Origin of the sequence: Pantoea sp. BS_8, assembly GCF_041954965.1 — a bacterium.
Classification (GTDB): Bacteria; Pseudomonadota; Gammaproteobacteria; order Enterobacterales; family Enterobacteriaceae; genus Pantoea; species Pantoea stewartii.
On record NZ_JAVAXU010000008.1, the window covers coordinates 30,841 to 52,904 of the forward strand.

General features: G+C 55.4%; 24 protein-coding genes. 10 read left to right on the top strand and 14 right to left on the bottom strand.

Going from position 1 to position 22,064, the window contains the following annotated elements:
• The first annotated feature begins 249 nt into the window (after window positions 1-249).
• The 3 genes from mutS to RAC65_RS15175 all read left to right on the top strand — a co-directional run bounded on the left by mutS (window position 250) and on the right by RAC65_RS15175 (window position 4,292).
• Window positions 250-2,811: a DNA mismatch repair protein MutS gene (gene mutS, locus RAC65_RS15165; RefSeq protein WP_375096876.1), complete on the top strand. Its 2,562-nt coding sequence runs from the start codon at window positions 250-252 to the stop codon at window positions 2,809-2,811.
• Between the two features lie 227 nt (window positions 2,812-3,038).
• A complete protein-coding gene (locus tag RAC65_RS15170; RefSeq protein ID WP_033739674.1) occupies window positions 3,039-3,512 on the top strand; it encodes a helix-turn-helix domain-containing protein in 474 nt (157 codons plus the stop codon).
• Between the two features lie 48 nt (window positions 3,513-3,560).
• Window positions 3,561-4,292 (top strand): 2-phosphosulfolactate phosphatase, encoded by a 732-nt coding sequence (locus RAC65_RS15175; RefSeq protein WP_058702178.1) that lies wholly within the window; start codon window positions 3,561-3,563, stop codon window positions 4,290-4,292.
• A 69-nt stretch (window positions 4,293-4,361) separates the two neighbouring features.
• Here the strand turns inward: RAC65_RS15175 and rpoS are convergent, their stop codons facing one another.
• From rpoS to cysG, 13 genes are all read right to left on the bottom strand, one after another.
• On the bottom strand, window positions 4,362-5,354 hold the full coding sequence (rpoS, locus tag RAC65_RS15180) for an RNA polymerase sigma factor RpoS (protein ID WP_006120728.1): 993 nt from the start codon (window positions 5,352-5,354) through the stop codon (window positions 4,362-4,364).
• 51 nt (window positions 5,355-5,405) lie between these two features.
• Window positions 5,406-6,530, bottom strand: coding sequence for a murein hydrolase activator NlpD (nlpD, locus tag RAC65_RS15185; protein ID WP_033739535.1), 1,125 nt, complete (start codon window positions 6,528-6,530; stop codon window positions 5,406-5,408).
• A 164-nt stretch (window positions 6,531-6,694) separates the two neighbouring features.
• On the bottom strand, window positions 6,695-7,321 hold the full coding sequence (locus RAC65_RS15190) for a protein-L-isoaspartate(D-aspartate) O-methyltransferase (RefSeq protein ID WP_006120730.1): 627 nt from the start codon (window positions 7,319-7,321) through the stop codon (window positions 6,695-6,697).
• Window positions 7,315-8,076, bottom strand: a complete 762-nt coding sequence (surE, locus tag RAC65_RS15195) for a 5'/3'-nucleotidase SurE (RefSeq protein ID WP_325991999.1) — start codon at window positions 8,074-8,076, stop codon at window positions 7,315-7,317. Before surE ends, RAC65_RS15190 begins: the two co-directional genes overlap by 7 nt.
• Before the next feature lie 267 nt (window positions 8,077-8,343).
• Window positions 8,344-9,384, bottom strand: coding sequence for a tRNA pseudouridine(13) synthase TruD (gene truD / locus RAC65_RS15200; RefSeq protein WP_058708940.1), 1,041 nt, complete (start codon window positions 9,382-9,384; stop codon window positions 8,344-8,346).
• Window positions 9,381-9,863 (bottom strand): 2-C-methyl-D-erythritol 2,4-cyclodiphosphate synthase, encoded by a 483-nt coding sequence (ispF, locus tag RAC65_RS15205; protein WP_006120733.1) that lies wholly within the window; start codon window positions 9,861-9,863, stop codon window positions 9,381-9,383. The genes truD and ispF overlap by 4 nt, the downstream gene beginning before the upstream one ends.
• A complete protein-coding gene (gene ispD, locus RAC65_RS15210) occupies window positions 9,863-10,579 on the bottom strand; it encodes a 2-C-methyl-D-erythritol 4-phosphate cytidylyltransferase (RefSeq protein ID WP_006120734.1) in 717 nt (238 codons plus the stop codon). The genes ispF and ispD overlap by 1 nt, the downstream gene beginning before the upstream one ends.
• 3 nt (window positions 10,580-10,582) lie before the next feature.
• Window positions 10,583-10,900, bottom strand: a complete 318-nt coding sequence (gene ftsB / locus RAC65_RS15215) for a cell division protein FtsB (RefSeq protein WP_006120735.1) — start codon at window positions 10,898-10,900, stop codon at window positions 10,583-10,585.
• 169 nt (window positions 10,901-11,069) lie between these two features.
• The gene (locus RAC65_RS15220) at window positions 11,070-11,390 is read right to left on the bottom strand and encodes a DUF3561 family protein (RefSeq protein ID WP_006120736.1); all 321 of its coding nucleotides are present in this window, start codon (window positions 11,388-11,390) and stop codon (window positions 11,070-11,072) included.
• A gap of 55 nt (window positions 11,391-11,445) precedes the next feature.
• Window positions 11,446-12,051, bottom strand: coding sequence for an adenylyl-sulfate kinase (gene cysC, locus RAC65_RS15225; RefSeq protein WP_033739539.1), 606 nt, complete (start codon window positions 12,049-12,051; stop codon window positions 11,446-11,448).
• Window positions 12,051-13,478, bottom strand: a complete 1,428-nt coding sequence (gene cysN, locus RAC65_RS15230; protein WP_033739540.1) for a sulfate adenylyltransferase subunit CysN — start codon at window positions 13,476-13,478, stop codon at window positions 12,051-12,053. The genes cysC and cysN overlap by 1 nt, the downstream gene beginning before the upstream one ends.
• Before the next feature lie 11 nt (window positions 13,479-13,489).
• Entirely contained in the window at window positions 13,490-14,398 is a 909-nt protein-coding gene (gene cysD / locus RAC65_RS15235; protein WP_006120739.1) for a sulfate adenylyltransferase subunit CysD, read from the bottom strand.
• Between the two features lie 11 nt (window positions 14,399-14,409).
• Complete coding sequence (gene cysG / locus RAC65_RS15240; RefSeq protein ID WP_033739542.1) at window positions 14,410-15,825, bottom strand: siroheme synthase CysG; 1,416 nt, start codon at window positions 15,823-15,825, stop codon at window positions 14,410-14,412.
• A 251-nt stretch (window positions 15,826-16,076) separates the two neighbouring features.
• Here cysG and RAC65_RS15245 point away from each other — a divergent pair, with 251 nt between their 5' ends.
• Complete coding sequence (locus RAC65_RS15245; protein ID WP_006120741.1) at window positions 16,077-17,087, top strand: aminopeptidase; 1,011 nt, start codon at window positions 16,077-16,079, stop codon at window positions 17,085-17,087.
• Window positions 17,088-17,096: 9 nt separating this feature from the next.
• Window positions 17,097-17,381: a YciI family protein gene (locus RAC65_RS15250; RefSeq protein WP_033739545.1), complete on the top strand. Its 285-nt coding sequence runs from the start codon at window positions 17,097-17,099 to the stop codon at window positions 17,379-17,381.
• A gap of 43 nt (window positions 17,382-17,424) precedes the next feature.
• Here RAC65_RS15250 and RAC65_RS15255 read toward each other — a convergent pair whose 3' ends face one another.
• Window positions 17,425-18,177 carry an IclR family transcriptional regulator gene (locus tag RAC65_RS15255; RefSeq protein WP_033739547.1) on the bottom strand — a complete coding sequence of 251 codons (753 nt, stop codon included), beginning with the start codon at window positions 18,175-18,177 and terminating at the stop codon, window positions 17,425-17,427.
• A gap of 362 nt (window positions 18,178-18,539) precedes the next feature.
• Here RAC65_RS15255 and RAC65_RS15260 point away from each other — a divergent pair, with 362 nt between their 5' ends.
• The 5 genes from RAC65_RS15260 to RAC65_RS15280 all read left to right on the top strand — a co-directional run bounded on the left by RAC65_RS15260 (window position 18,540) and on the right by RAC65_RS15280 (window position 22,058).
• Complete coding sequence (locus tag RAC65_RS15260; RefSeq protein ID WP_033739549.1) at window positions 18,540-18,932, top strand: RidA family protein; 393 nt, start codon at window positions 18,540-18,542, stop codon at window positions 18,930-18,932.
• A 122-nt stretch (window positions 18,933-19,054) separates the two neighbouring features.
• Window positions 19,055-19,897 carry a transporter substrate-binding domain-containing protein gene (locus RAC65_RS15265; RefSeq protein WP_039338353.1) on the top strand — a complete coding sequence of 281 codons (843 nt, stop codon included), beginning with the start codon at window positions 19,055-19,057 and terminating at the stop codon, window positions 19,895-19,897.
• A gap of 48 nt (window positions 19,898-19,945) precedes the next feature.
• The gene (locus RAC65_RS15270; RefSeq protein WP_039338355.1) at window positions 19,946-20,683 is read left to right on the top strand and encodes an amino acid ABC transporter permease; all 738 of its coding nucleotides are present in this window, start codon (window positions 19,946-19,948) and stop codon (window positions 20,681-20,683) included.
• Complete coding sequence (locus RAC65_RS15275; protein ID WP_006120747.1) at window positions 20,680-21,321, top strand: amino acid ABC transporter permease; 642 nt, start codon at window positions 20,680-20,682, stop codon at window positions 21,319-21,321. Before RAC65_RS15270 ends, RAC65_RS15275 begins: the two co-directional genes overlap by 4 nt.
• The gene (locus tag RAC65_RS15280; RefSeq protein WP_033739676.1) at window positions 21,321-22,058 is read left to right on the top strand and encodes an amino acid ABC transporter ATP-binding protein; all 738 of its coding nucleotides are present in this window, start codon (window positions 21,321-21,323) and stop codon (window positions 22,056-22,058) included. The genes RAC65_RS15275 and RAC65_RS15280 overlap by 1 nt, the downstream gene beginning before the upstream one ends.
• The last annotated feature ends 6 nt before the right edge of the window (window positions 22,059-22,064 follow it).

Genomic DNA, 22,064 nt, shown 5'->3' on the forward strand with positions numbered 1-22,064 from the left:
GCTTTTTTTACCGCTGCATCGGCACGTTTTGTGAAGTGGCCCGAACGCTGAGGCCTCCCTTTACTGACGCGCTTTCTGTCACCCTGCGGCTTTGTTAAGTTCATGACTCGCCGTGGCAACCCTGATGATGCAGAAGCCGTAAACTGGTAAGATTCCTGCACAGTACAGACATCCCTGTCTGTCTCTCTGTTAAACCACCGCCTTGACCGTGACGGGCAAAAGGAAGAGTCAACCTTGAGTAAAGATGAGATGAAAAAAGCAGAGCAAATGGACTTGAGCACCCATACGCCAATGATGCAGCAGTATTTACGCCTCAAGGCCGAGCATCCTGACATCCTGCTGTTTTATCGCATGGGCGATTTCTATGAGCTGTTTTACGACGATGCGAAACGCGCCTCTCAGTTATTAGACATTTCCTTAACCAAGCGCGGTGCCTCGGCGGGCGAACCGATCCCTATGGCCGGTGTCCCGCATCATGCGGTTGAAAATTATCTGGCGAGGCTGGTGCAACTCGGTGAGTCGGTCGCCATCTGTGAACAAATTGGCGACCCGGCGCTCAGCAAAGGGCCGGTCGAACGTAAGGTCGTCCGCATTGTTACCCCAGGCACGATCAGTGATGAGGCACTCTTGCAGGAGCGGCAGGATAACCTGCTGGCCGCTGTGGTGCACGGTGCGCGCGGCTATGGTTACGCCACGCTGGATATCAGTTCAGGCCGGTTTCGTCTGAGTGAGCCCATGGATCTGGAAACCATGGCGGCCGAACTGCAGCGAACCAATCCTGCCGAACTCCTTTATCCGGAAGATTTTTCGCCGATGTCGCTCATCGATCAGCGTCGTGGTCTGCGCCGTCGTCCCTTGTGGGAATTTGAAATTGATACCGCGCGTCAGCAGCTTACTTTGCAGTTTGGTACGCGGGATTTAAACGGTTTTGGTGTTGAGCAGGCCCATCTCGGCCTGCGCGCGGCGGGTTGTCTGCTGCAGTATGTCAAAGATACCCAACGGACCAGCCTGCCACATATCCGCGCCATCAGCATGGAACGTCAGCAGGACAGCATCATCATGGATGCCGCCACCCGACGTAATCTTGAAATTACCCAAAACCTTGCAGGCGGTACCGAGAACACCTTAGCCGCGGTGCTGGATAAAACCGTCACGCCAATGGGCAGCCGGATGCTAAAACGCTGGCTGCATATGCCGTTGCGTGACAGCAGCGTCATCGCGAAACGACAGGAATCAATCGCCGAGCTGCAGGCGCTGAGCGACGTGCTTCAGCCCGTTCTGCGCCAGGTCGGTGATTTAGAGCGTATTCTGGCCCGCCTGGCGCTACGCACGGCGCGTCCACGCGATCTGGCGCGCATGCGCCATGCGTTTCAGCAGTTGCCGGAACTCAACGATCTGCTGGCAAACGCCGGGTCCGCCCACCTGAAAACCCTGCGTACCCAGATAGGTGACTTTGGCGACCTGCGCACACTGCTTGAGCAGGCCGTTGTCGAATCCCCACCGGTATTAATCAGAGATGGCGGGGTGATCGCCCCGGGTTATCACGCTGAGCTGGACGAGTGGCGCGCCCTGGCGGATGGCGCGACGGATTATCTGGATCGCCTGGAGATCCGCGAACGTGAAAAACTCCGTCTGGACAGCCTGAAAGTCGGTTTTAACGGCGTGCACGGTTATTACATTCAGGTCAGCCGGGGTCAGAGCCATCAGGTCCCTATTCACTATGTCCGCCGTCAGACTCTTAAGAATGCTGAACGCTATATCATTCCCGAGCTGAAGGAGTATGAAGACAAGGTCCTGACGTCAAAGGGCAAAGCGCTGGCGCTGGAGAAAAGCCTGTATGAAGGCCTGTTTGATTTGCTGCTGCCGCACCTTGAAGCGTTGCAGTTAAGTGCGGCGGCGCTGGCCGAACTGGATGTACTGAGTAACCTCGCGGAACGCGCATGGACGCTAAACTACTGCCGTCCCACGCTGCACGACAAGCCCGGGATTAAAATCACCGCCGGCCGCCATCCGGTAGTGGAGCAGGTCCTGAAAGAACCTTTTATCGCCAACCCGCTCTCGCTGGCACCACAACGCCGCATGTTGATCATCACAGGCCCGAATATGGGCGGTAAAAGTACCTATATGCGTCAGGCTGCGTTAATCGCGCTGATGGCCTGGATCGGCAGTTTCGTTCCCGCCGAAGAAGTGGTCATTGGTCCACTGGATCGTATCTTCACCCGTGTGGGCGCAGCAGATGATCTGGCCTCCGGCCGCTCGACATTTATGGTCGAAATGACGGAAACGGCCAATATTCTGCACAACGCGACTGAAAACAGCCTGGTCCTGATGGATGAAATCGGCCGCGGCACCTCCACGTATGACGGCTTGTCGCTTGCATGGGCTTGTGCGGAAAATCTGGCGAACCGAATCAAAGCGATGACCCTGTTTGCAACGCACTATTTTGAACTGACGACCCTGCCTGAGAAACTGGAAGGCGTGGTTAACGTTCACCTGGATGCGGTAGAACATGGCGATACGATTGCGTTCATGCACAGTGTGCAGGACGGTGCCGCCAGTAAAAGCTACGGGCTGGCCGTGGCCGCGCTGGCTGGCGTGCCAAAAGAGGTGATCAAACGCGCGCGTAATAAGCTGAAAGAGCTCGAAACGGTTTCCAGTCAATCCGCAACGTCAAACGTTGACGGCTCGCAGTTGCCGTTGCTGGTGGAAGAAACGTCTCCCGCCGTAGAAGCGCTGGAAGCACTGGATCCCGATACGCTGACACCGCGCCAGGCGCTGGACTGGATTTACCGCCTTAAAGCACTGGTCTGATGACTGCCGCCCTTTCGCAGGGCGGCTACGGACTTCCCGTTACGCGTTTCTCTGCGCCCGCTTTCTTTACCCCTGCTGGCGCATCCTTCTGCTACCGCTTTACGCGATTACAGGCTGATAAAGCGGTGTCATAATGCTGTCGTGTGCCTGTCGTGCTGCGATCGTGTTTCTGTCGACACTTACCGGCGATGCTGCAAACCGATTGTTTACTCTTTGGGAGACTCATTATGCGTAACCTGAACAACGTCAGAGAATATCGTCTGGCACGTGCCTGGTCACAGGAACAACTGGCTGAAATGGCCGGCCTCAGCACCCGAACCATACAGCGCATCGAAAACGGCGATCCGCCCAGCCTGGAAACATTGAGCGCACTGGCGGCCGTGTTTGAGATTAACGTGACCGATCTGACCGATGCCCCTGCGAATAACGGTGAAGCGCTGGACAGCTACATTTCTGACGCCCGCCAGCAGCTCGCTGCCGAGAGCCGGTTTTACCGTTCTCTGTTTAGCGCTGTGGTGGTATGCGCATTGCTGTATGTCCTGAACCACTTTACGGCGCCCAATGACCGCTGGTCACTCTGGGTCGCCGCCATTTGGGGCGCCTTACTGCTCGTCAGAGCATTGCGTCTGTTTATATTCAAGGATGCGATCCGCCGCTGGCAGCAAAAACGGCTGCAAAAATTATTGCGCAGGCAGGGCTAACTTCCGCCGGTTGCACATCTCTGTTACACCACACTGCGGGAAAAGCCTATGAACTGGTATCGTCAGGACGCGTTTGCTGTTCGTCTGGAATGGGGGATCCCGGCCATTGATCATCTTGCCGGGGACGTGGATATCATCGTGATTATTGATGTGATGTCCTTTTCTACCTGTGTCAGCGTGGCAGTGGAGAACGGGGCGCGCGTCTATCCTTATCCCTGGAAAGATCACTCTGTCACGCAGTATGCGCAGTCCGTCGGTGCCATCGCGGCTAACAGCGACCGGCGATTCAGTGGCGAGGGCTACAGTCTGTCGCCGCGAACGTTACTCAGTGTTCGCCCGGATGAAAAACTGGTGCTGCCCTCCCCTAATGGCTCCGCAACCTGCTTCAGGGCGCGGGAACGAGGCGTCCCCGTGCTGACAGGCTGCCTGAGAAACCTGACCGCAACGGCCGAAGCCTGCCGCGCCTTCAGCCGTATTCTGATTGTCCCCTGTGGCGAACGTTGGCCAGACGGGAGCCTTCGCCCCTGTATTGAGGATTATGTGGTAGCGGGGGGAATCATTGCCGTGCTGGGACAACGCACGCTTTCACCTGAAGCGCAGACCGCTGTCGCCGCCTGGCACGCTCATCAGCTCCAGAACTTCGCGGCACTGTTTCACTGCGCGTCCGCAGTCGAGCTGATACAAAGAGGCTTTCCGGACGATGTGACACTTTGCCTGACAAAAGATGCCGCCCGTCAGCCCTGTTTTCTGACAGGGGAGTATTTTGCCGGACAGGCTTAAGCGTAAATAACAGACAAAAAAAAGCGATGGGGGTTACCCATCGCTTTCTGTTTACGTGCCGTGTTCAGCTTATTCGCGGAACAGTGCTTCAATGCTGAGGCCCTGACCTTGCAGGATTTCGCGCAGACGGCGCAAACCTTCAACCTGAATCTGGCGCACACGCTCGCGGGTTAAACCGATTTCACGGCCAACATCCTCAAGCGTTGCCGCTTCATAGCCCAACAGGCCGAAACGACGAGCCAGCACTTCGCGCTGCTTGGCGTTCAGTTCGAACAGCCATTTAACGATACTTTGCTTCATATCGTCGTCTTGCGTGGTATCTTCCGGGCCGTTGTCTTTTTCATCGGCCAGGATATCCAGCAGCGCTTTCTCAGAATCGCCCCCTAATGGAGTATCAACTGAGGTAATACGTTCGTTGAGACGCAACATACGGCTTACGTCATCAACCGGTTTATCCAGTTGTTCTGCAATCTCTTCCGCACTCGGCTCGTGGTCGAGCTTGTGAGAAAGTTCACGCGCAGTACGCAGATAAACGTTCAATTCTTTCACAATGTGGATCGGCAAACGAATTGTCCGGGTCTGGTTCATGATTGCCCGTTCAATGGTCTGACGAATCCACCAAGTGGCATACGTTGAGAAACGGAATCCACGTTCTGGATCAAATTTCTCAACGGCGCGAATCAAGCCGAGGTTACCTTCCTCAATCAGGTCCAGCAGGGCCAGACCGCGATTGCTGTAACGTCGTGCAATCTTCACCACCAGTCGTAAGTTACTTTCGATCATGCGGCGACGAGAAGGAATATCACCTCGTAATGCCCGGCGAGCGAAGAGTACCTCTTCCTCGGCCGTCAGCAATGGAGAATAGCCAATCTCCCCAAGATAGAGCTGAGTAGCGTCAAGGACACGTTGCGTCGCACCCTGCGCCAGCAACTCCTCTTCTGCTACATCATTGTCGCCAGAGTCATTTTCGACGAGCGCCTTCTCATCAAAAATTTCTGCTCCATTCTCTTCGAATTCCGCATTCTCATGTAACTCGTTTACTTTCAGCGTATTCTGGCTCATAAGTGGCTCCTACCCGTGATTCCAGGGCAGACTCCAGAGGACTCTGCCGGATTATCGCTGCGGTAAATAACGCAACGGGTTTACGGATTTCCCCTTGTAACGAATTTCAAAGTGTAATCTAACTGAACTGGTTCCGGTGCTACCCATGGTAGCGATCTTTTGCCCAGCCTTAACTTCCTGTTGTTCCCGGACCAGCATTGTATCATTGTGGGCGTAGGCACTCAGGTAATCATCATTATGTTTGATGATGATTAAATTACCGTAACCACGAAGCGCGTTGCCTGCATAAACCACCCTTCCTGAAGCAGTGGCCACAACCGGCTGTCCGCGCGAACCTGCGATATCGATTCCTTTGTTACCACCCTCGGTGGCAGAGAAGTTATCGATGATCTTACCTTCGGTCGGCCAACGCCAGCTTCCAACAGGCGTTGAACTGTTTGTTGTACTGCTCACCGTCGGTGGTGCGGTAACGGCTGGAGCTGTTGTCGTTGCAACATTTGCTCCCTTCGAAGGCAACAATTTACTGCCATTCGAGTTACCTGAATCATCAGAATACGTAATAACAGGCTGCTGTGCAACAGGGGCCTGTTTTATTTGTGGTGCGGTGACGATGCCGCTTTGTGATGCATCCGCCGCGGTAATCGCGTTGCCCCCGGTAATAGGCTGGCCGGAGCCGTTGTCGACCTGCAAGGTTTGCCCAACATTTAGGCTGTACGGTGGCTGTACGTTGTTGCGCTGCGCCAGATCGCGGAAGTCATTGCCGGTAATCCAGGCAATATAGAAGAGGGTATCGCCGCGTTTTACGGTGTACGTTTGTCCAGAATAGCTTCCTTTAGGAATATTCTGATAACTTCTGTTGTACACAATTCGCCCGTTCTGGGTTTCAACTTCATTACTTGTATTATTACCGGTACTAATGATTCCCGGCTTATTCTGCGGCACAGGCGTATTTCGGCTCAACATGCCGCCCTGCGATGGCATCGTCGGCACACCACTGGCAACAGGCGCAGTACCAGTGCTGGCCATATTACCGTTATCATTCATGCTGCTGCCGTCGCCGATATTACTTATTGGCGCTTGTGTATTGTCGCCTGAACTACAGCCTGCCAGCCAAAAACTCACCAGTGAAAGCGCCGCCAGACGGCGTAACTGAAAAATTGTGCTTCCCGTGCTCATTAATCCCCCGTGGTGGCAACCTTTAAAAACTGACTTTCTCTTTTCACCAGCACATTACACTGTGTGGCACGTTAAACGCTGTATTTTCGTTGAACTGACTGGATAGTAACAATATCAACTACCGTGTGCCATGAAACAGTTATTAAGAAATGCTAACACGGTCATCAGGCCAGATCGCCCTGAACCAGCGGGACGAAACGCACCGGCTCAATCGTTTCCTCGGTGATTTCACCGCCGCGTCGGCGCAGGCGTTTAAGCACCTGCTGCTCTTCACCGACAGGTAGCACCATAATGCCACCTTCTGCCAGTTGTGCTATCAGCGCAGTCGGAATTTCGGGGGGCGCCGCCGTCACAATAATGGCATCGAAAGGCCCGCGCGAGGGCCAGCCCTGCCAGCCATCACCGTGGCGGGTAGAGACGTTATGTAAATCGAGCTGTTTCAGACGGCGCTTTGCATGCCACTGCAGACCTTTGATGCGTTCGACAGAGTAAACATGCTCAACCAGATGAGCCAGAATCGCGGTCTGATAACCAGAACCGGTCCCGATTTCCAGAACCCGCGAGTGCACATCGAGCTCCAGCAGGGCGGTCATCCGCGCCACCATATAGGGCTGTGAAATCGTCTGGCCTGAGCCGATGGGGAGCGCCATGTTATCCCAGGCTTTGTGCTCAAAGGCCTCATCGATAAAGCGCTCACGCGGCACGTCGGCGATGGCTTTTAACAGGTGTTCGTCATGAATCCCCTGTTGACGCAGTTGCGCCAACAGTGTCTCGATACGCCGACTCACCATACCAGGTCTACCTCAGCGTTATCCAGCCAGCGACTCAGCACGTCCTGAGCCTTATGCGCGGTGAGATCAACATGCAGCGCGGTGACGGACACATAACCTTCATCCACGGCGGCAAAATCAGTATCAGGGCCGGCATCCAGTTTTTCGCCCGGTGGTCCTATCCAGTACAGCGGATTGCCACGCGGATCGGTTTGGGCAATCACCTGATCGGCCGGATGCCGACTGCCACAGCGCGTCACGCGAATGCCTTTCACCTCCGCCAGCGGCAGATCGGGCACATTGATGTTCAGTATGCGTCCGGTGCGCAGCGGCTCACGACTCAGCGCTTTAAGCAGCGCACAGGTTACCGCCGCCGCAGTGGCATAGTGCTCGTGACCATTGAGCGAAACCGCAATGGCGGGCAAACCCAGATGACGTCCCTCCATGGCCGCGGCCACCGTGCCGGAATAGATAACGTCATCACCCAGATTGGGGCCGGCATTGATCCCCGAGACCACAATATCGGGTCGGGGTTGCATCAGTGCGTTTACGCCCAAATACACGCAATCGGTGGGCGTGCCCATTTGCACCGCAATGTCCCCGTTTTCATGGGTAAAGGTGCGCAACGGGGTTTCCAGCGTCAATGAGTTGGAGGCACCACTGCGATTGCGATCCGGTGCCACCACCTGCACCTCGGCAAATTGACGCAAAGCCTTTGCCAGCGTCTGAATACCAGGCGCATGGATGCCATCATCGTTGCTGAGCAATATCCGCATTTAATTCTGACCTTTTCTGTTCAACCGGGTCGCCGTAATAAGGACCTGTTTTGAAGCATGGCAACAGGTTATGACTGGACAGCGACTTTTGCATTCTAGCGGTGAGCGAGAGGAAGTGGTAGACGAAAATAAAACGCACAGGCAGGAAAAAGGTAACACATTTGCTTGAAAGGAAAGATTTCGTGCGATGCTGGCCCCCTGCTACGCAGCCCATCGTGTACGCCAGCGCGTCCCTCACCCGCGCGACTGGCCAGGTGAGGACGTGGCTTATTCGTCAGGTAAATCCGCTGTGTCGTCAGTGATGACCAGCTCTCTGACCACGCTGGTGGCAAAGCTGCCCGCCGGTAACCAGAACTGCAACGTCAGGGTGGCGTCATCCAGCCACTGCCAGTGCAAATCGCGCGGCACCACCAGCATGGCACGCCGGCTGGCCTCCACCCGTTCACGCACCAGCAGCGCGCGCAGTTCTACGGCATCCGCCAGACAGTGCTCTTCGAACGCCAGCGCGTCGCCCTGTGGCCCCGCCTCGCCTTTTCCGGGCAAGGGGGCCGTGATACGCAACGCATGCTGATCCACGCGCGCCTGCAACGCCTCCCTTTCCTCGGGCTGGGCGACAAACCAACTGCCACGCCCGGTAAGCTGCAATGCATCCCCGTTCATGACCTGAGTCAGGCTACCCTGCTGCTGCAAACGCAGACTGGTGACCTGATTGAATAACGCACTGCGTGCAGCAGAGAGCATCAGGCCACGTTTATTGCGGTCACGTATCTGGATTTCCTGACGCGCCAGTTTCAACGCCGTCTGCAGATTGTTGCCGTTGCGCCCAAAGCGTTGCTCGCCAAAGTAATTAGGCACACCGCGTTCACGAATCTGCTTAAGGCGGGCCTCGACGTCATCGCGCTGGCTGACCTGTCGTATGGTCAACCGAAAGGCGTTTCCGGCCAGCGCGCCGACGCGCAATTTGCGCTTATGACGCACAACCTCAAGGATTTCGACGCCTTCTGATGCAAAGCCTGTCAGGTTGGGCATCGCATTGCCCGGCACACGGAAGCAGAGTGTTTGCTCGGTCACGGCGTGGCGGTCTTTCATGCCGGCATAACTGAGGTCGCGGGCAGGAATTTTCATAAATTTTGCCAGGGCTTCGGCAACAAAACGCGTATTGGCACCCGTTTTACGAATGCGCACCAGCACATGCTCACCTTCACCGTCAGGGCGATACCCCAGGTCTTCCTTCACCTCGAAGTCTTCCGGGCGGGCTTTAATCACGCCCGTCGCGCCAGGCACACCGTGGAGGTACTGCAACGTCATGCCGACTCCGTTTTCAGCAGCAACGCGACCGCTTCACAGGCAATGCCTTCGCCGCGTCCGGTGAAACCGAGCTTTTCCGTCGTGGTGGCTTTAACGTTCACCTGATCCATATGGCAACCCAGATCTTCAGCAATATTGATGCGCATCTGGGGTACATGCGGCAGCATTTTAGGTGCCTGAGCGATAATCGTGACGTCCACGTTACCGATGCGATAGCCTTTCGCCGCAATACGGCGCCAGGCTTCCCGCAGCAAACCGCGGCTGTCTGCGCCTTTGAACGCCGGATCGGTATCCGGGAACAGCTTGCCTATATCGCCCATTGCCACCGCGCCCAGTAAGGCATCGGTCAGAGCATGCAGTGCCACGTCGCCATCCGAATGGGCGATAAAACCATACTCAAATGGAATTCGCACACCGCCAATCACCAGCGGACCTTCTCCACCGAAAGCGTGAACGTCAAAACCGTGACCGATACGCATCATGCGCTCTCCTTTGACTGAATCTGACTAAGATAAAAAGCCGCCAGGGCTAAGTCTTCCGGGCGGGTAACTTTAATGTTATCGCTGCGACCTGTGACCAGCTCAGGATGGTAGCCACAATATTCCAGTGCCGAGGCTTCATCGGTAATGATCGCGCCCTCGTTCAAGGCGCGGGTCAGGCAGGCGGTAAGGAGCGCGTGGGGAAAAAGTTGCGGCGTCAGGGCATGCCACAGATGGTCACGTTCGACCGTATGCGCAATCGCTGACTGGCCGGGTTCCCCCCGCTTCATGGTGTCACAGACCGGTGCCGCCAGAATGCCACCCGTTTTGCTCTTTCCTGGTAACTGCAGCAGGCGGTCCAGATCATCCGGATGCAGACACGGGCGCGCGGCATCGTGCACTAACACCCAGTGCGCGCCCTGCGCCGCCTGTAATCCCGCCAGCACCGACTCGGCACGCGTTTCGCCGCCGGTCACGCGCACAACACGCGGATCGCTGGCCAGCGGCAAACGGGCAAAGTGATTATCGTCAGGGCTTAACGCGACGATGACCTGAGAAACCGCGGGATGGGAGAACAGACGCGCAATACTGTGTTCCAGAAGTGTGTGCTGACCAATCGTCAGATACTGTTTGGGACAGGTTGCCTGCATGCGGCTGCCGATACCGGCAGCGGGCACCACGGCAATCACATCCGCAGAGTGGGACTGATTGTTCATGTTTTATCGTTGTTGGTTTTGCGCAGCTTGTTGCGCGTTGCGTTTGTTCTGGTCAGGCACCAGACGATAGAAGGTTTCACCCGGCTTAATCATGCCTAATTCACTGCGTGCGCGTTCCTCGATCGCTTCAGAGCCGCCATTGAGATCGTCAATTTCGGCAAACAGTTGATCGTTACGCATTTTAAGTTTGGCGTTTGTCGCCTTTTGTACCGCCACGTCATCGCTGACGCGCGTAAAATCATGGATACCATTCTTGCCTAACCACAAGGAATATTGCAGCCAGCCAAGCAGCACCAGTAGCAGTAACGTCAGTTTTCCCATCCCGCCCCCTAAAAACGGCTCAATCATCCCATAACTTTACTCAGGACTCCACACTGGCAGCGAAAATGCCTGCTAATGCCGTTCGCGTGAGCAAAAAAAGGAGAAGAACGAGAAGGTACAAGACCGGAAAACTTTTGTAACCTGCTGGTGCGTTTAGACATCAACGCCGTTACCAGCGTGACAGAAACAGGAACAGTATCCAGAACTGGAGGGCGACAGCAATAACGCATATCAGGGAGGTCCATATCCATTGCCCACGCAGCCAGGTACTCAGTACCATGCCCGTCAGGACGGAAACCGGAAACAGCGCCAGGAAAAAGGGCCACGTGTAGAGAAAGAAAAACAGCGTACTGGAGCCGTACAACAGGAAAGGAATGGCCAGCGCACACCAGTAACATACGAAACCAATGATACCACCCGGTAATACCGAACGCGGTTCATCAGGCGTACGTGAGTCTTTGCGTGCCAGCATGGGGGTTATATTCTGCATAAATATCCTGTCAACGCGAAGGCGGCAAAACGGAATGCGCTCTGCCGCTGTCTGTTCAGGAACTGATAATATCGCGCTGGCGCAGCAGATCTAATAATTGGGGCGTCAGTTTTGTAACCAATTGTTCCCCATTAAGCCGGATTTCTGGCTGTTCCGGCGCTTCATAAACGCTGTCTATACCGGTGAAATTTCGCAATTCGCCCGCGCGGGCTTTTTTGTATAACCCTTTCGGGTCGCGCGCTTCACAGACTGCCAACGGTGTATCGACATAAACCTCAATAAACCGGCCTTCATCCAGCAGATCACGCACCATTTGACGCTCGGCCCGATGCGGTGAGATAAACGCGGTCAGCACCACTAACCCCGCATCCACCATCAGTTTTGCGACTTCGCCTACCCGGCGGATATTCTCTTTACGATCGGCATCGCTAAAGCCCAGATCGCGGCACAGGCCATGACGCACGTTGTCGCCGTCCAGCAGATAGGTGCTGACGCCGATGCGGTGCAACGCCTGTTCCAGCGCGCCAGCCACGGTGGATTTTCCCGACCCCGAAAGGCCGGTGAACCACAGCACCACGCCCTGATGGCCGTGCTGCTGTTCACGCGCATCGCGCGTGACGGGATGGTCATGCCATACGACATTTTCATCATGCCGGGCCATTACTGACCGCCCAGCAGATCGCGTGCATTCCAGTGCGGGAAATGACGACGAACCAGCGCATTCAGTTCCAGTTCAAACGCACTAAATTCACCGTGCTGCTGGGGGTTATCGGCCAGCGGCTCATGAATAAGCCCAGCCCCGACGGTCACGTTACTCAGACGATCGATGATAATCATTCCGCCGGTGACCGGGTTATCCTGATAGCTGTCGAGCACCAGCGGTTCGTCAAAGGTAAACGTCACCAGACCAATGCCATTCAGCGGCAGGCTGTCCGCCTCGCGTTTTTCCAGCGAGTTAATCTCAACCTGATGAATGACCTTTTCAACACGACCGCGCGCTTTTTTGCCCGCAATTTTTACATCGTAACTTTGCCCGGCCTGTAACGGCTGCTCTGCCATCCACACCACATCGACGGTGGCTGACTGAACCGCACGCAGTTCCGCGCTTGCCTCCACGAGCAGATCGCCACGACTGATATCAATCTCATCATTGAGAACCAGCGTAATGGCTTCACCCGCGCCCGCCTCCTGCAAATCGCCATCAAAAGTCACGATACGGGCAACAGTCGATTCAACGCCGGAGGGCAGCACTTTAACCCGCTGGCCCACCTTTACGGTCCCGGACGCGAGCGTACCGGCATAACCCCGGAAATCAAGATTGGGACGGTTAACGTACTGCACCGGAAACCGCATCGGCTGATGATCGACGACTGCGTTCAGCTCCACCGTTTCCAGCACGTCCAGTAAGGTCGGACCGGTGTACCAGGGCATGCTTTGACTCTGTGAGGCGACGTTTTCGCCTTCCAGCGCCGACATCGGCACGAAACGAATATCCAGGTCGTCGGGCAGTTGTCCGGCAAAATCGAGATAATCCTGTTTGATCTGCTCGAACACAGACTGCTGATAGTCCACCAGATCCATTTTGTTGATCGCCACGACCAGATGCTTGATTCCCAGCAGAGTGGAAATGAAGCTGTGGCGGCGGGTCTGGTCCAGCACGCCTTTACGGGCGTCGATCAGCAGAATAGCCAGATCGCAGGTCGATGCCCCCGTCGCCATATTGCGGGTGTACTGCTCATGCCCCGGCGTGTCGGCAATGATGAATTTGCGCTTCTCGGTAGAGAAATAGCGGTAAGCGACGTCAATGGTGATGCCCTGCTCACGCTCGGCTTGCAGGCCATCCACCAGCAGGGCCAGATCCAGTTTTTCGCCCTGCGTACCATGACGTTTACTGTCACTTTGTAATGACGACAGCTGATCTTCGTAGATTTGTCGGGTGTCGTGCAGCAGGCGACCGATCAGCGTACTTTTCCCATCGTCCACGCTGCCGCAGGTCAGAAAACGCAGCAGGCTTTTGTATTGTTGTGCGGTCAGCCAGGCTTCAACGCCGCCCTGTTCGGCAATTTGTTGTGCAATTACGGTATTCATCTGGCGTCTCCTTAGAAATAACCCTGACGTTTTTTCAGTTCCATCGAACCGGACTGATCGCGGTCAATTACCCGGCCCTGACGCTCGCTGGTGGTCGAAACCAGCATCTCTTCAATAATCTCAGGCAAGGTTTGCGCTTCAGATTCCACCGCACCGGTGAGCGGCCAGCATCCCAGGGTACGGAAACGCACCATGCGCTGTTTAATCACTTCACCTGGCTGAAGGTTGATACGGTCGTCATCGATCATCATCAGCATGCCGTCACGTTCCAGTACCGGACGCGGCGCGGCAAGATAGAGCGGAACAATCTCAATGTTTTCCAGGAAGATGTACTGCCAGATATCCAGCTCGGTCCAGTTTGACAGCGGGAAAACACGGATGCTCTCGCCTTTGTTAATCTGGCCGTTATAGTTGTGCCACAGTTCCGGGCGCTGGTTTTTCGGGTCCCAGCGATGAAAACGGTCACGGAATGAGTAGATACGCTCTTTAGCGCGTGACTTCTCTTCATCACGGCGCGCGCCACCAAAGGCCGCATCGAAACCGTATTTGTTCAGGGCCTGCTTCAGGCCTTCGGTTTTCATGATGTCGGTGTGTTTGGCACTGCCGTGCACAAAGGGATTAATGCCCATCGCCACGCCTTCCGGGTTGCGATGCACCAGCAGTTCGGCCCCCATCGCTTTTACGGTGCGATCGCGGAATTCGTACATCTCACGAAACTTCCAGCCGGTATCGACATGCAGCAACGGGAAGGGCAGCGTACCCGGATAGAAGGCTTTGCGTGCCAGATGCAGCATCACAGAAGAATCCTTGCCGATAGAATACATCATGACCGGATTGCCAAATTCGGCTGCCACTTCACGGATGATATGGATACTCTCTGCCTCCAGTTGGCGCAGATGAGTGAGTCGTTTTTGATCCATCGTTTTTCCTCTCAAGCCAGATTGACAACGGCGGACTCACGAGCCCCCTGCTGTGCCGAATGCTGAAACCAGGCAAGTTGCCCGTGTAAATTAACCACTTCCCCAATCACCAGCAGGGCCGGGGAAGGCGCTGACGCTGCCAGCGTTTCAAGATGTTCAAGCGTGCCGGTCAGAACCTGTTGGTCGGACCGGGTGCCGCGGCCAATTACCGCCACCGGCGTCGACGCCGCGCGTCCATGGAGAATAAGCTGTCGACTGATTTCGGCGGCCTTCATCGCACCCATATAAATCGCCAGCGTTTGTCGCGCGCGCGCCAGGGACGGCCAGTCAATGTCATCGCTGTCCGGCCGACAGTGACCGGTAATAAACAGAACGCTCTGCGCGTAATCACGGTGCGTCAGCGGGATACCGGCGTAGGCGGTTGCGCCAGCGGCAGCGGTAACGCCAGGAACGACCTGGAACGGAATGCCCGCCTGCTGGGCGGCCTGCAACTCTTCGCCGCCGCGGCCGAAGATAAACGGATCGCCGCCTTTCAACCGCACCACGCGCTTGCCTTTCTGCGCCAGCTGCACCATCAGTTGGTTGATTTCGTCCTGCGGTAACAGATGCGCGCTGGCACGCTTGCCCACGCAGATACGGTCGGCATCGCGTCGAACCAGATCCAGCACCTCTTCACTGACCAGATGGTCATAGAGCACCACATCGGCCAGTTGCATCACCTGCAGCCCGCGCAGCGTCAGCAGACCGCTGTCGCCCGGCCCGGCACCGACCAGGATAATCTCGCCCTGCCGGGGCGGCTGATCGCCCAGTTCGCTGTCCAGCGTCGCTTTGGCGGCCTCAACATCGCCTGTTGCCATCTGACTGGCAAAGCGGCCGTTAAAGATCCGTTCCCAGTAGCGGCGGCGATCGGACATGCGACTGAAGCGGGCTTTGACTTTGTCACGCCACTGCCCCGCCAGCTCGGCCATCTGGCCCAGATGAGACGGCAGCAACGTTTCCAGCTTTTCACGTAACATGCGGGCAAGGACCGGTGCCGTCCCGCTGGAGGAGATCGCCACCACCAGCGGTGAGCGGTCTACGATGGAGGGGAAAATAAAACTGCATTTCGGCTGATCGTCGACGACGTTGACCAGTTTATGGCGGGCATTGGCCTCGTCATAAACCTGCGCATTCAGCGCGTTATCGTCGGTCGCGGCAATGACCAGAAACACCTTGTCTAGCTGTGCAGGCTCAAAAGCCGTCGCCAGCCATTCAAGCTGCTGTTCATCCAGTAAGGTTTGTAACTCCGGGCACAGCTCGCGTGAGGCAATCTGAATGCGCGCCCCCGCCCGACGCAGCAATTCAATCTTGCGCGCCGCGATATCTCCCCCGCCCACGACCAGTACAGGTCGACCCGCGAGATCGGCAAAAAGAGGCAAATAATCCACGTTAACCCTGGTGTTGTTACGATGCGTTATCGCGACTATACGTTCCCTGGTGAATTGAGATGAAATTACGAATTGGAATGAGATGTTACCGAATGGAATAACGCTAAAGAAAAGCTCAGAACAAAATGTGCTTAGCGGATGATCCTACAGGCCTTTCAGGACGATTCAAATTGTGTAATGAGCATCACAGTTTCATACTAGGCCACAAAAAATGCCCCTCCTTTTTAGGAATAAGCCACAAGGAACCCGACATGCTTGCCTTTCTCCGCCTGGCCGCACTGCTTGGTGGCAGCGTGATCTTCAGCGCTCAGGCCCTGACCGACCTCACAGGACACTTCGCCGAACAGCAGGTCCGTCATATCTCAACGTACTTTCCCGGTCGCATGAGCGGCAGCCCGGCCGAGTTGATGGCGGCGGAATACCTGCAACATCAGTTTACGGCCCTGGGGTTTGAAACCAATACCCGACAGTTCAATACGGGTTACACATGGCAGGAACGTGATGGCACATCACGCTGGCGCAAGCTTACCGCGACCTCGGTGATCGCCGCACGGGAAGGCAGCGCCCCACAGGAAATTCTGGTGATTGCCAGCCTGGATACCTGGATTCCACTCAGCGACAATGAGCAGGCGCGCGGCCTGGGTGGCCTGCGTTTGCAAGGCGTGGATGATAATGCTTCCGGATTAGGCGTGATGCTGGAACTGGCTAAGCAGTTAAGCCATAAGCCGCTTCATTACGGGGTGCGCTTTGTGGCGCTCAGCGCCAGCGAATCCCATCTGCATGGCATGGACGATTATGTGGCGCGCATGAGCGAGAAAGAGAAGAAGAATACGCTGCTGGTAATCGATCTCAACAGTTTGATTACGGGCGACCACCTCTATTTCAACAGCGGTATGAACACGCCGCGTGCCGTACGCAAACAGACCAGCGAACGCGCCCTGCTGCTGGCGCGTCGTTTTGGCATTTCCGCCGCCAGTCGTCAGCTCACGAAAAATGACTTTCACGGTGTCAATCCTTTCGATGCGGCAGGTTTTCCCTTACTGGATGTCACCGCCAGAAACTGGAACGCAGGCAGCAAAGACGGCGACCAACAGCGCCGCCGTTCCCGGCATTTCCCTGACGGTACCACCTGGCATCAGACCGACCGCGACAATCTGGATTTCCTGGATCACTGGCTGCCCGGTCGTATCAGTCTGCGCACCCATGACAGTGTGAAAGTCCTGCTGCCGTTACTGAGTGAACTAACCAACCCCAAAGTGTGAGGAGCTACGATGTACATCGTTTACCTGAACTATTTCCGCCCGATTGAGGACGTCGAGGCCCTGCTGGCTCCGCACATTACGTGGCTGGATCAGCATTTTAACAGCGGCGACTTTATCGCTGCGGGCCGAAAGGATCCGCGTACCGGCGGCATGATTATGGTCAAAGCAATGCCGCGCGCCCGGTTAGATCACATTCTGGCGGACGATCCTTTTGTTGCGGTGGCCCATTACGAGGTCACTAACGTCAACATCACGCGCGCAGCCGATGAAGTCGCGGTCCTCAAAGGTTATTAGCACGTCAGTGTGACCGACAGAAGAAGCAGGCTCTTCTGTCGGTTCAGGTAAAGTCAGACAGCTTTTGCCCCGCGTTAATAAGCGTTTTTAACAGCATCTGACGTCGCTCCTCGGGCGTATCCCGACTGACCATAAAACAAATCGCGGCCACGGCCAGATCGTTTCGGGCGCGAATCGGGGCGGCCATACAACAGGTAAAACTTTCAGACAGCCCTTCCGTCATTGAATAGCCCTGATGGCCCGCCCGATGAATATCGGTCAGAAAAGCCTGCTTATCTAAGACGTTACCATTGGCCAGCCGGTAATCCTCCTCGGGGATCAGGGCCAGAATCGCCTCATCACTCCAGTTACTCAGCAGCAGACGGCCCGTTGCGGTCCAGGGAATCGGAATTTTAACGCCGATGTCTGAGGTGATTTTGAAAGGATGCGCATTGCTCTCTGACAGCACCACCGTATATTTATTGCCTTCCAGCATGCACAGCTGCACGGTTTCGCCATGCTCAGCAACCATCTCGATCATTAATTGATGCGCGCGGCGAATCAGGGGATTGTGCGCCATGTAGTCCGCACCGTAATAGTGCATTTCGCGGCCAAAATACACGCTGCCTTCTGCATCCAGTTCAACCAGCCCTGCCTCACTCAGCAGATTAACCAGTTCATAAACGCTGGAACGCGGCGCACCGGTCGCTTCAATCAGTTCGCGCATCGCCATCGGCTGGCGGGCAATATGCAGCTGACGGAAAATATCAATTACGCGGTCCACGCCGCGCGCTCTGGCGGGTTTATCTTCCTGCATACCACTTTTCTCCTACCGGCATCGCCACGTTAAATCGGTTCAGGCCGCCATCATACACAGCCAACACGGTTTTACCTGAGTACGCGCACAATAACCATCCTTTTCTTTTTCCTCCTGATGCTAATTATTGGGGCACCAAAAACGCGCACGCTGAATTAAAAAAAGAGACATCGATCACTTTTAATTTAAAAAACTAATCATTGATAAAAAATATTCGTGAGCCATACGTTAATGCTAAAAAATAATCCCGTTACTCGCTATTGCAAAATAATTAACATTGTGCAAATCTCGACCTATCCGGTATTGCAGATTGAATTCCGGTATACCAGACAAAGCGAAGTGACGATTTTAAGGGCATAAGTATGACTATCAAGCGTTACGGTACGGAAGGCGGCGTCGGAACCGGAGGACAAAAACTGCCTTTTGCACGTGCGGTCGAAGCCGATGGCTGGCTTTATATCTCCGGACAAACACCGATGACAGGCGGTGAAGTCGTAGAGGGCGGCATCATTGAGCAAACTCGGCTGGCCTTTGAAAACTGCCTGACCATCATGCGGGAAGCGGGTTATCAGATTAAGGACGTGGTGCATGTGACGGCGGTCCTGACGGATGCCCGGTACTTTAGTTCATTTAATAAAGTGTTTAGTGAACTCTTTCATGACCATCCGCCCGCCCGAATCTGCAGCGTGCAGGACCTGGTTGTGGATTGCAAAGTCGAAGTCGATATGACGTGTTTTAATGCCGGACGAAAATAATAGCTGCGGTTTATTCGCCTGGTAAAAATAAACGCATCCAACAGAAAAGCCATAATTAAAAATATCCCGCCACATTATTTAATAATGTTGGTGATATCCCTCTTTTATTTGAGAGAAGAAATATGAATACCACTTTCCAGCAAAATGTATTCGTCCGGCTCCTTCCCGCTCTGCTCACCGTCGCGGCGCTGACCGGTTGTACACCGACCGAAAATAAAAACGAAACCGCAGGTGCAGCACCGCCATCCACGCTACAAACCGTTCTTCAGCGCGGCACATTGCGGGTGGGCGATTGCCTGAGTTTCGCACCGTTCGGTTTTTACGATAAAGCGGGTAATCCGGATGGTTACGATGTCGACCTGGCGAAAGCGCTGGCAAAAGAGATGGGCGTCAAACTGGAAATGGTGAATACCACCAGCGCTAACCGTATTCCCAATCTGCAAACCAACAAAGTGGATGTCGTGTTCTGTAATTTCACCCGTAACCTGACGCGCGCGAAAGAGATTGGCTTTACTCAGCCCTACGTGGTGGCCAGTGAAGCCATGCTGGTGCGTAAAGCGAGCGGGATCAAATCGGCCCACGACATGGCGGGCAAAACCATTGCGACCGTGAAAGGCTCGACCAACGGCGACGAAGTACGCAGCATGGGGATCGACGTGAAGATTCAGGAATATGACTCTTCTCAGGCCGCTATCCTGGCGGTGAAACAGGGACAAGCCGATGCGATGATTGAGGATAACAACTTCCTCGCCTACCAGGCCAAGCTCGATCCGACGCTGGAAGTGACAAACGAAGCGCTGGTCCCGCTGGAATATAACGCGTTTGGTGTTAAACAGGGCGATCAGATCTGGACGAACTACCTCAACGAGTTCCTGTTTGAAATTAATGCATCCGGTGAGAATGCCCAGCTCTACCAGAAATGGTTTGGCAGTAAACCTCGCTATCCGCTGAATCCGCAGTTCTGACCAGAGAGGACGCAGGTGATGTCCTGCGTCCTGTTAAGGAGGCTTCCTATGCGCTATCAATGGCTGACACTCTGGCAGTATGCCGACACCTTTCTCGCCGCGACCTGGCTGACGCTTCAGGTGACGCTGCTGGCGTTTATGCTGGCGCTGGCGCTGGGATTGCTGGCTGCCGTGGCAAAAGCCGCCCGCTTTGCGCCTGTTCGCTGGCTGAGCCACGGCTATGTTGAATTTATCCGTAACACGCCCGTGCTGTTGCAAATATTCATCGTGTTCTTTGGGCTGCCTTCGCTGGGCATCACCATGAGTGCGTTTACGGCGGGTGTGCTGGCGTTGGGCATTAACGTCGGAGCCTATCTGGCCGAGATTTTCCGGGCCGGGATTCAGTCGGTTCCTAAAGGTCAGCTGGAAGCCGCCTGGATTTTGGGCATCAGCCGCCGCCAGATGTTTATCAATGTGGTCATGCCCCAGGCAGCGCGCGCGGTCTGGCCCGCTATCGTGAATAACCTGATTCAGCTGTTGCTGGGCACCTCACTGCTGTCAGCGATTGCGCTACCGGAACTGACGGGCACAGCCACCGTGATTAACGCCCGGACGCTGCTCTACATCCAGACCTTTAGCGTTGTCGCGCTGGTCTACCTGTTTCTCAGCAACCTGTTCTCGTGGTTAGGGACGGTTGCGGGACGTCGGCTGTTCATGCCACCGCTGGTCGTCGCCGTAAAAAGGCCGCTCTGGTCACAGGCCAGAAAAATGCTGTCACCTTCCGCTAAACAGGAGCCGGTCCAATGAGCGAACTGATTCTCAGCAGCCTGCCATTGTTGTGGCGCGGTCTGATAATTACGTTGTTGCTGTCGGTTGCCGCCATTGTCGGCAGTACGTTGCTTGGCCTTCTGGCCGCCGTCTTGCGGACCAGCCGCCTGCCTGTCGCCCGTCAGATTGCGGTGATCTATACCGAGCTGTTTCGCGGCACACCGGTTTTGATCACGTTGATGTTTATCTACTTTGGCGTGGCGTATTTTGGCTATGACATCAACCTGTTTGCCGCAGGCATTTTGGGGCTGAGCATTTATCAGGGCGCATACATTGCCGAGATCTTTCGTGGTGGCATTGAGGCGGTCCCGAAAGGCCAGTGGGAGGTTTCCTGGATCCTCGGCCTGTCCAGACGACAGACCTTCACCAGCGTTATCCTGCCGCAAACCCGTGGGATCGTCTTGCCCCCGCTTGTCGGCCAGTATCTGTCGCTCATCAAAGATACCTCGATTGTCAGCATGATCGGCATGTCTGAACTGATGCATCAGGGCCAGGCCATCGTTGATCGTATCGGGCAGCCGGTGCTGATTTATGGTCTGGTCGCCCTGCTCTACTTCGCGCTTTGTTACCCGCTTTCTCGCTGGGTGCAACACCAGCAAACCAGGAACCCGTTATGATGAAAAATGCAGCCATTACCCTGAGCCGGATCACGAAGTCATTCGGCGCGACTCAGGTTCTGAAAGAAATCAGTCTGGATGTCTCGCCGGGCGAGGTTCTGGTGCTGATCGGAGCGTCCGGTTCGGGTAAAAGTACGGTACTGCGCATTATGAGCGGTCTGGAAAAAGCCGACGGCGGCGAAATTTGGGTTAACGGCATACCGCTGCACGATCAAAAACGGAGTCGTGATATCTGTGGGCACGTCGGCATGGTGTTTCAGCAGTTCAATCTGTTTCCCCACAAAACGGCACTGGGCAACGTCACGCTGGCCTTGATTAAAGCTCAGAAACTCTCCGTTGCAGAGGCAAACGCGCGCGGCATGGCCGCGCTGGAGCGCGTCGGGCTGGCTGACCGCGCCGGCCACTATCCTTCTCAGCTTTCGGGCGGACAACAGCAACGTGTGGCTATCGCACGCGCGCTGGCGGTACAGCCCAAAATCATGTTTTTCGACGAAGCGACCTCCGCACTCGATCCCGAATTAGTCGGCGAAGTCATGGAAGTCATGCGCGGGCTGGCGCGTGAAGGGATGACCATGGTTGTGGTGACGCATGAGATGGGCTTTGCCCGCAAAACCGCCGACCGGGTGGTGTTTATGGATCAGGGCGTGATTGCCGAACAGGGCACACCAGACGCCATTTTCGGGCATCCCCAGAATCCACGCACGCAACAGTTTCTGTCACGCGTTCTTGAGCATTAAGGAGCC

What these genes read in the sequence shown, in the direction of transcription:
- RAC65_RS15260 (WP_033739549.1), top strand. Translation starts at nt 18,540, where the DNA reads ATGACTATCAAGCGTTACGGTACGGAAGGCGGCGTCGGAACCGGAGGA.
- cysD (WP_006120739.1), bottom strand. Translation starts at nt 14,398, where the DNA reads ATGGATCAAAAACGACTCACTCATCTGCGCCAACTGGAGGCAGAGAGT.
- RAC65_RS15245 (WP_006120741.1), top strand. Translation starts at nt 16,077, where the DNA reads ATGCTTGCCTTTCTCCGCCTGGCCGCACTGCTTGGTGGCAGCGTGATC.
- RAC65_RS15220 (WP_006120736.1), bottom strand. Translation starts at nt 11,390, where the DNA reads ATGCAGAATATAACCCCCATGCTGGCACGCAAAGACTCACGTACGCCT.
- RAC65_RS15175 (WP_058702178.1), top strand. Translation starts at nt 3,561, where the DNA reads ATGAACTGGTATCGTCAGGACGCGTTTGCTGTTCGTCTGGAATGGGGG.
- mutS (WP_375096876.1), top strand. Translation starts at nt 250, where the DNA reads ATGAAAAAAGCAGAGCAAATGGACTTGAGCACCCATACGCCAATGATG.
- RAC65_RS15265 (WP_039338353.1), top strand. Translation starts at nt 19,055, where the DNA reads ATGAATACCACTTTCCAGCAAAATGTATTCGTCCGGCTCCTTCCCGCT.
- cysN (WP_033739540.1), bottom strand. Translation starts at nt 13,478, where the DNA reads ATGAATACCGTAATTGCACAACAAATTGCCGAACAGGGCGGCGTTGAA.
- ispD (WP_006120734.1), bottom strand. Translation starts at nt 10,579, where the DNA reads ATGAACAATCAGTCCCACTCTGCGGATGTGATTGCCGTGGTGCCCGCT.
- nlpD (WP_033739535.1), bottom strand. Translation starts at nt 6,530, where the DNA reads ATGAGCACGGGAAGCACAATTTTTCAGTTACGCCGTCTGGCGGCGCTT.
- RAC65_RS15250 (WP_033739545.1), top strand. Translation starts at nt 17,097, where the DNA reads ATGTACATCGTTTACCTGAACTATTTCCGCCCGATTGAGGACGTCGAG.
- truD (WP_058708940.1), bottom strand. Translation starts at nt 9,384, where the DNA reads ATGACGTTGCAGTACCTCCACGGTGTGCCTGGCGCGACGGGCGTGATT.
- ispF (WP_006120733.1), bottom strand. Translation starts at nt 9,863, where the DNA reads ATGCGTATCGGTCACGGTTTTGACGTTCACGCTTTCGGTGGAGAAGGT.
- ftsB (WP_006120735.1), bottom strand. Translation starts at nt 10,900, where the DNA reads ATGGGAAAACTGACGTTACTGCTACTGGTGCTGCTTGGCTGGCTGCAA.
- RAC65_RS15190 (WP_006120730.1), bottom strand. Translation starts at nt 7,321, where the DNA reads ATGGTGAGTCGGCGTATCGAGACACTGTTGGCGCAACTGCGTCAACAG.
- RAC65_RS15255 (WP_033739547.1), bottom strand. Translation starts at nt 18,177, where the DNA reads ATGCAGGAAGATAAACCCGCCAGAGCGCGCGGCGTGGACCGCGTAATT.
- RAC65_RS15280 (WP_033739676.1), top strand. Translation starts at nt 21,321, where the DNA reads ATGAAAAATGCAGCCATTACCCTGAGCCGGATCACGAAGTCATTCGGC.
- RAC65_RS15170 (WP_033739674.1), top strand. Translation starts at nt 3,039, where the DNA reads ATGCGTAACCTGAACAACGTCAGAGAATATCGTCTGGCACGTGCCTGG.
- surE (WP_325991999.1), bottom strand. Translation starts at nt 8,076, where the DNA reads ATGCGGATATTGCTCAGCAACGATGATGGCATCCATGCGCCTGGTATT.
- rpoS (WP_006120728.1), bottom strand. Translation starts at nt 5,354, where the DNA reads ATGAGCCAGAATACGCTGAAAGTAAACGAGTTACATGAGAATGCGGAA.
- cysC (WP_033739539.1), bottom strand. Translation starts at nt 12,051, where the DNA reads ATGGCCCGGCATGATGAAAATGTCGTATGGCATGACCATCCCGTCACG.
- RAC65_RS15270 (WP_039338355.1), top strand. Translation starts at nt 19,946, where the DNA reads ATGCGCTATCAATGGCTGACACTCTGGCAGTATGCCGACACCTTTCTC.
- RAC65_RS15275 (WP_006120747.1), top strand. Translation starts at nt 20,680, where the DNA reads ATGAGCGAACTGATTCTCAGCAGCCTGCCATTGTTGTGGCGCGGTCTG.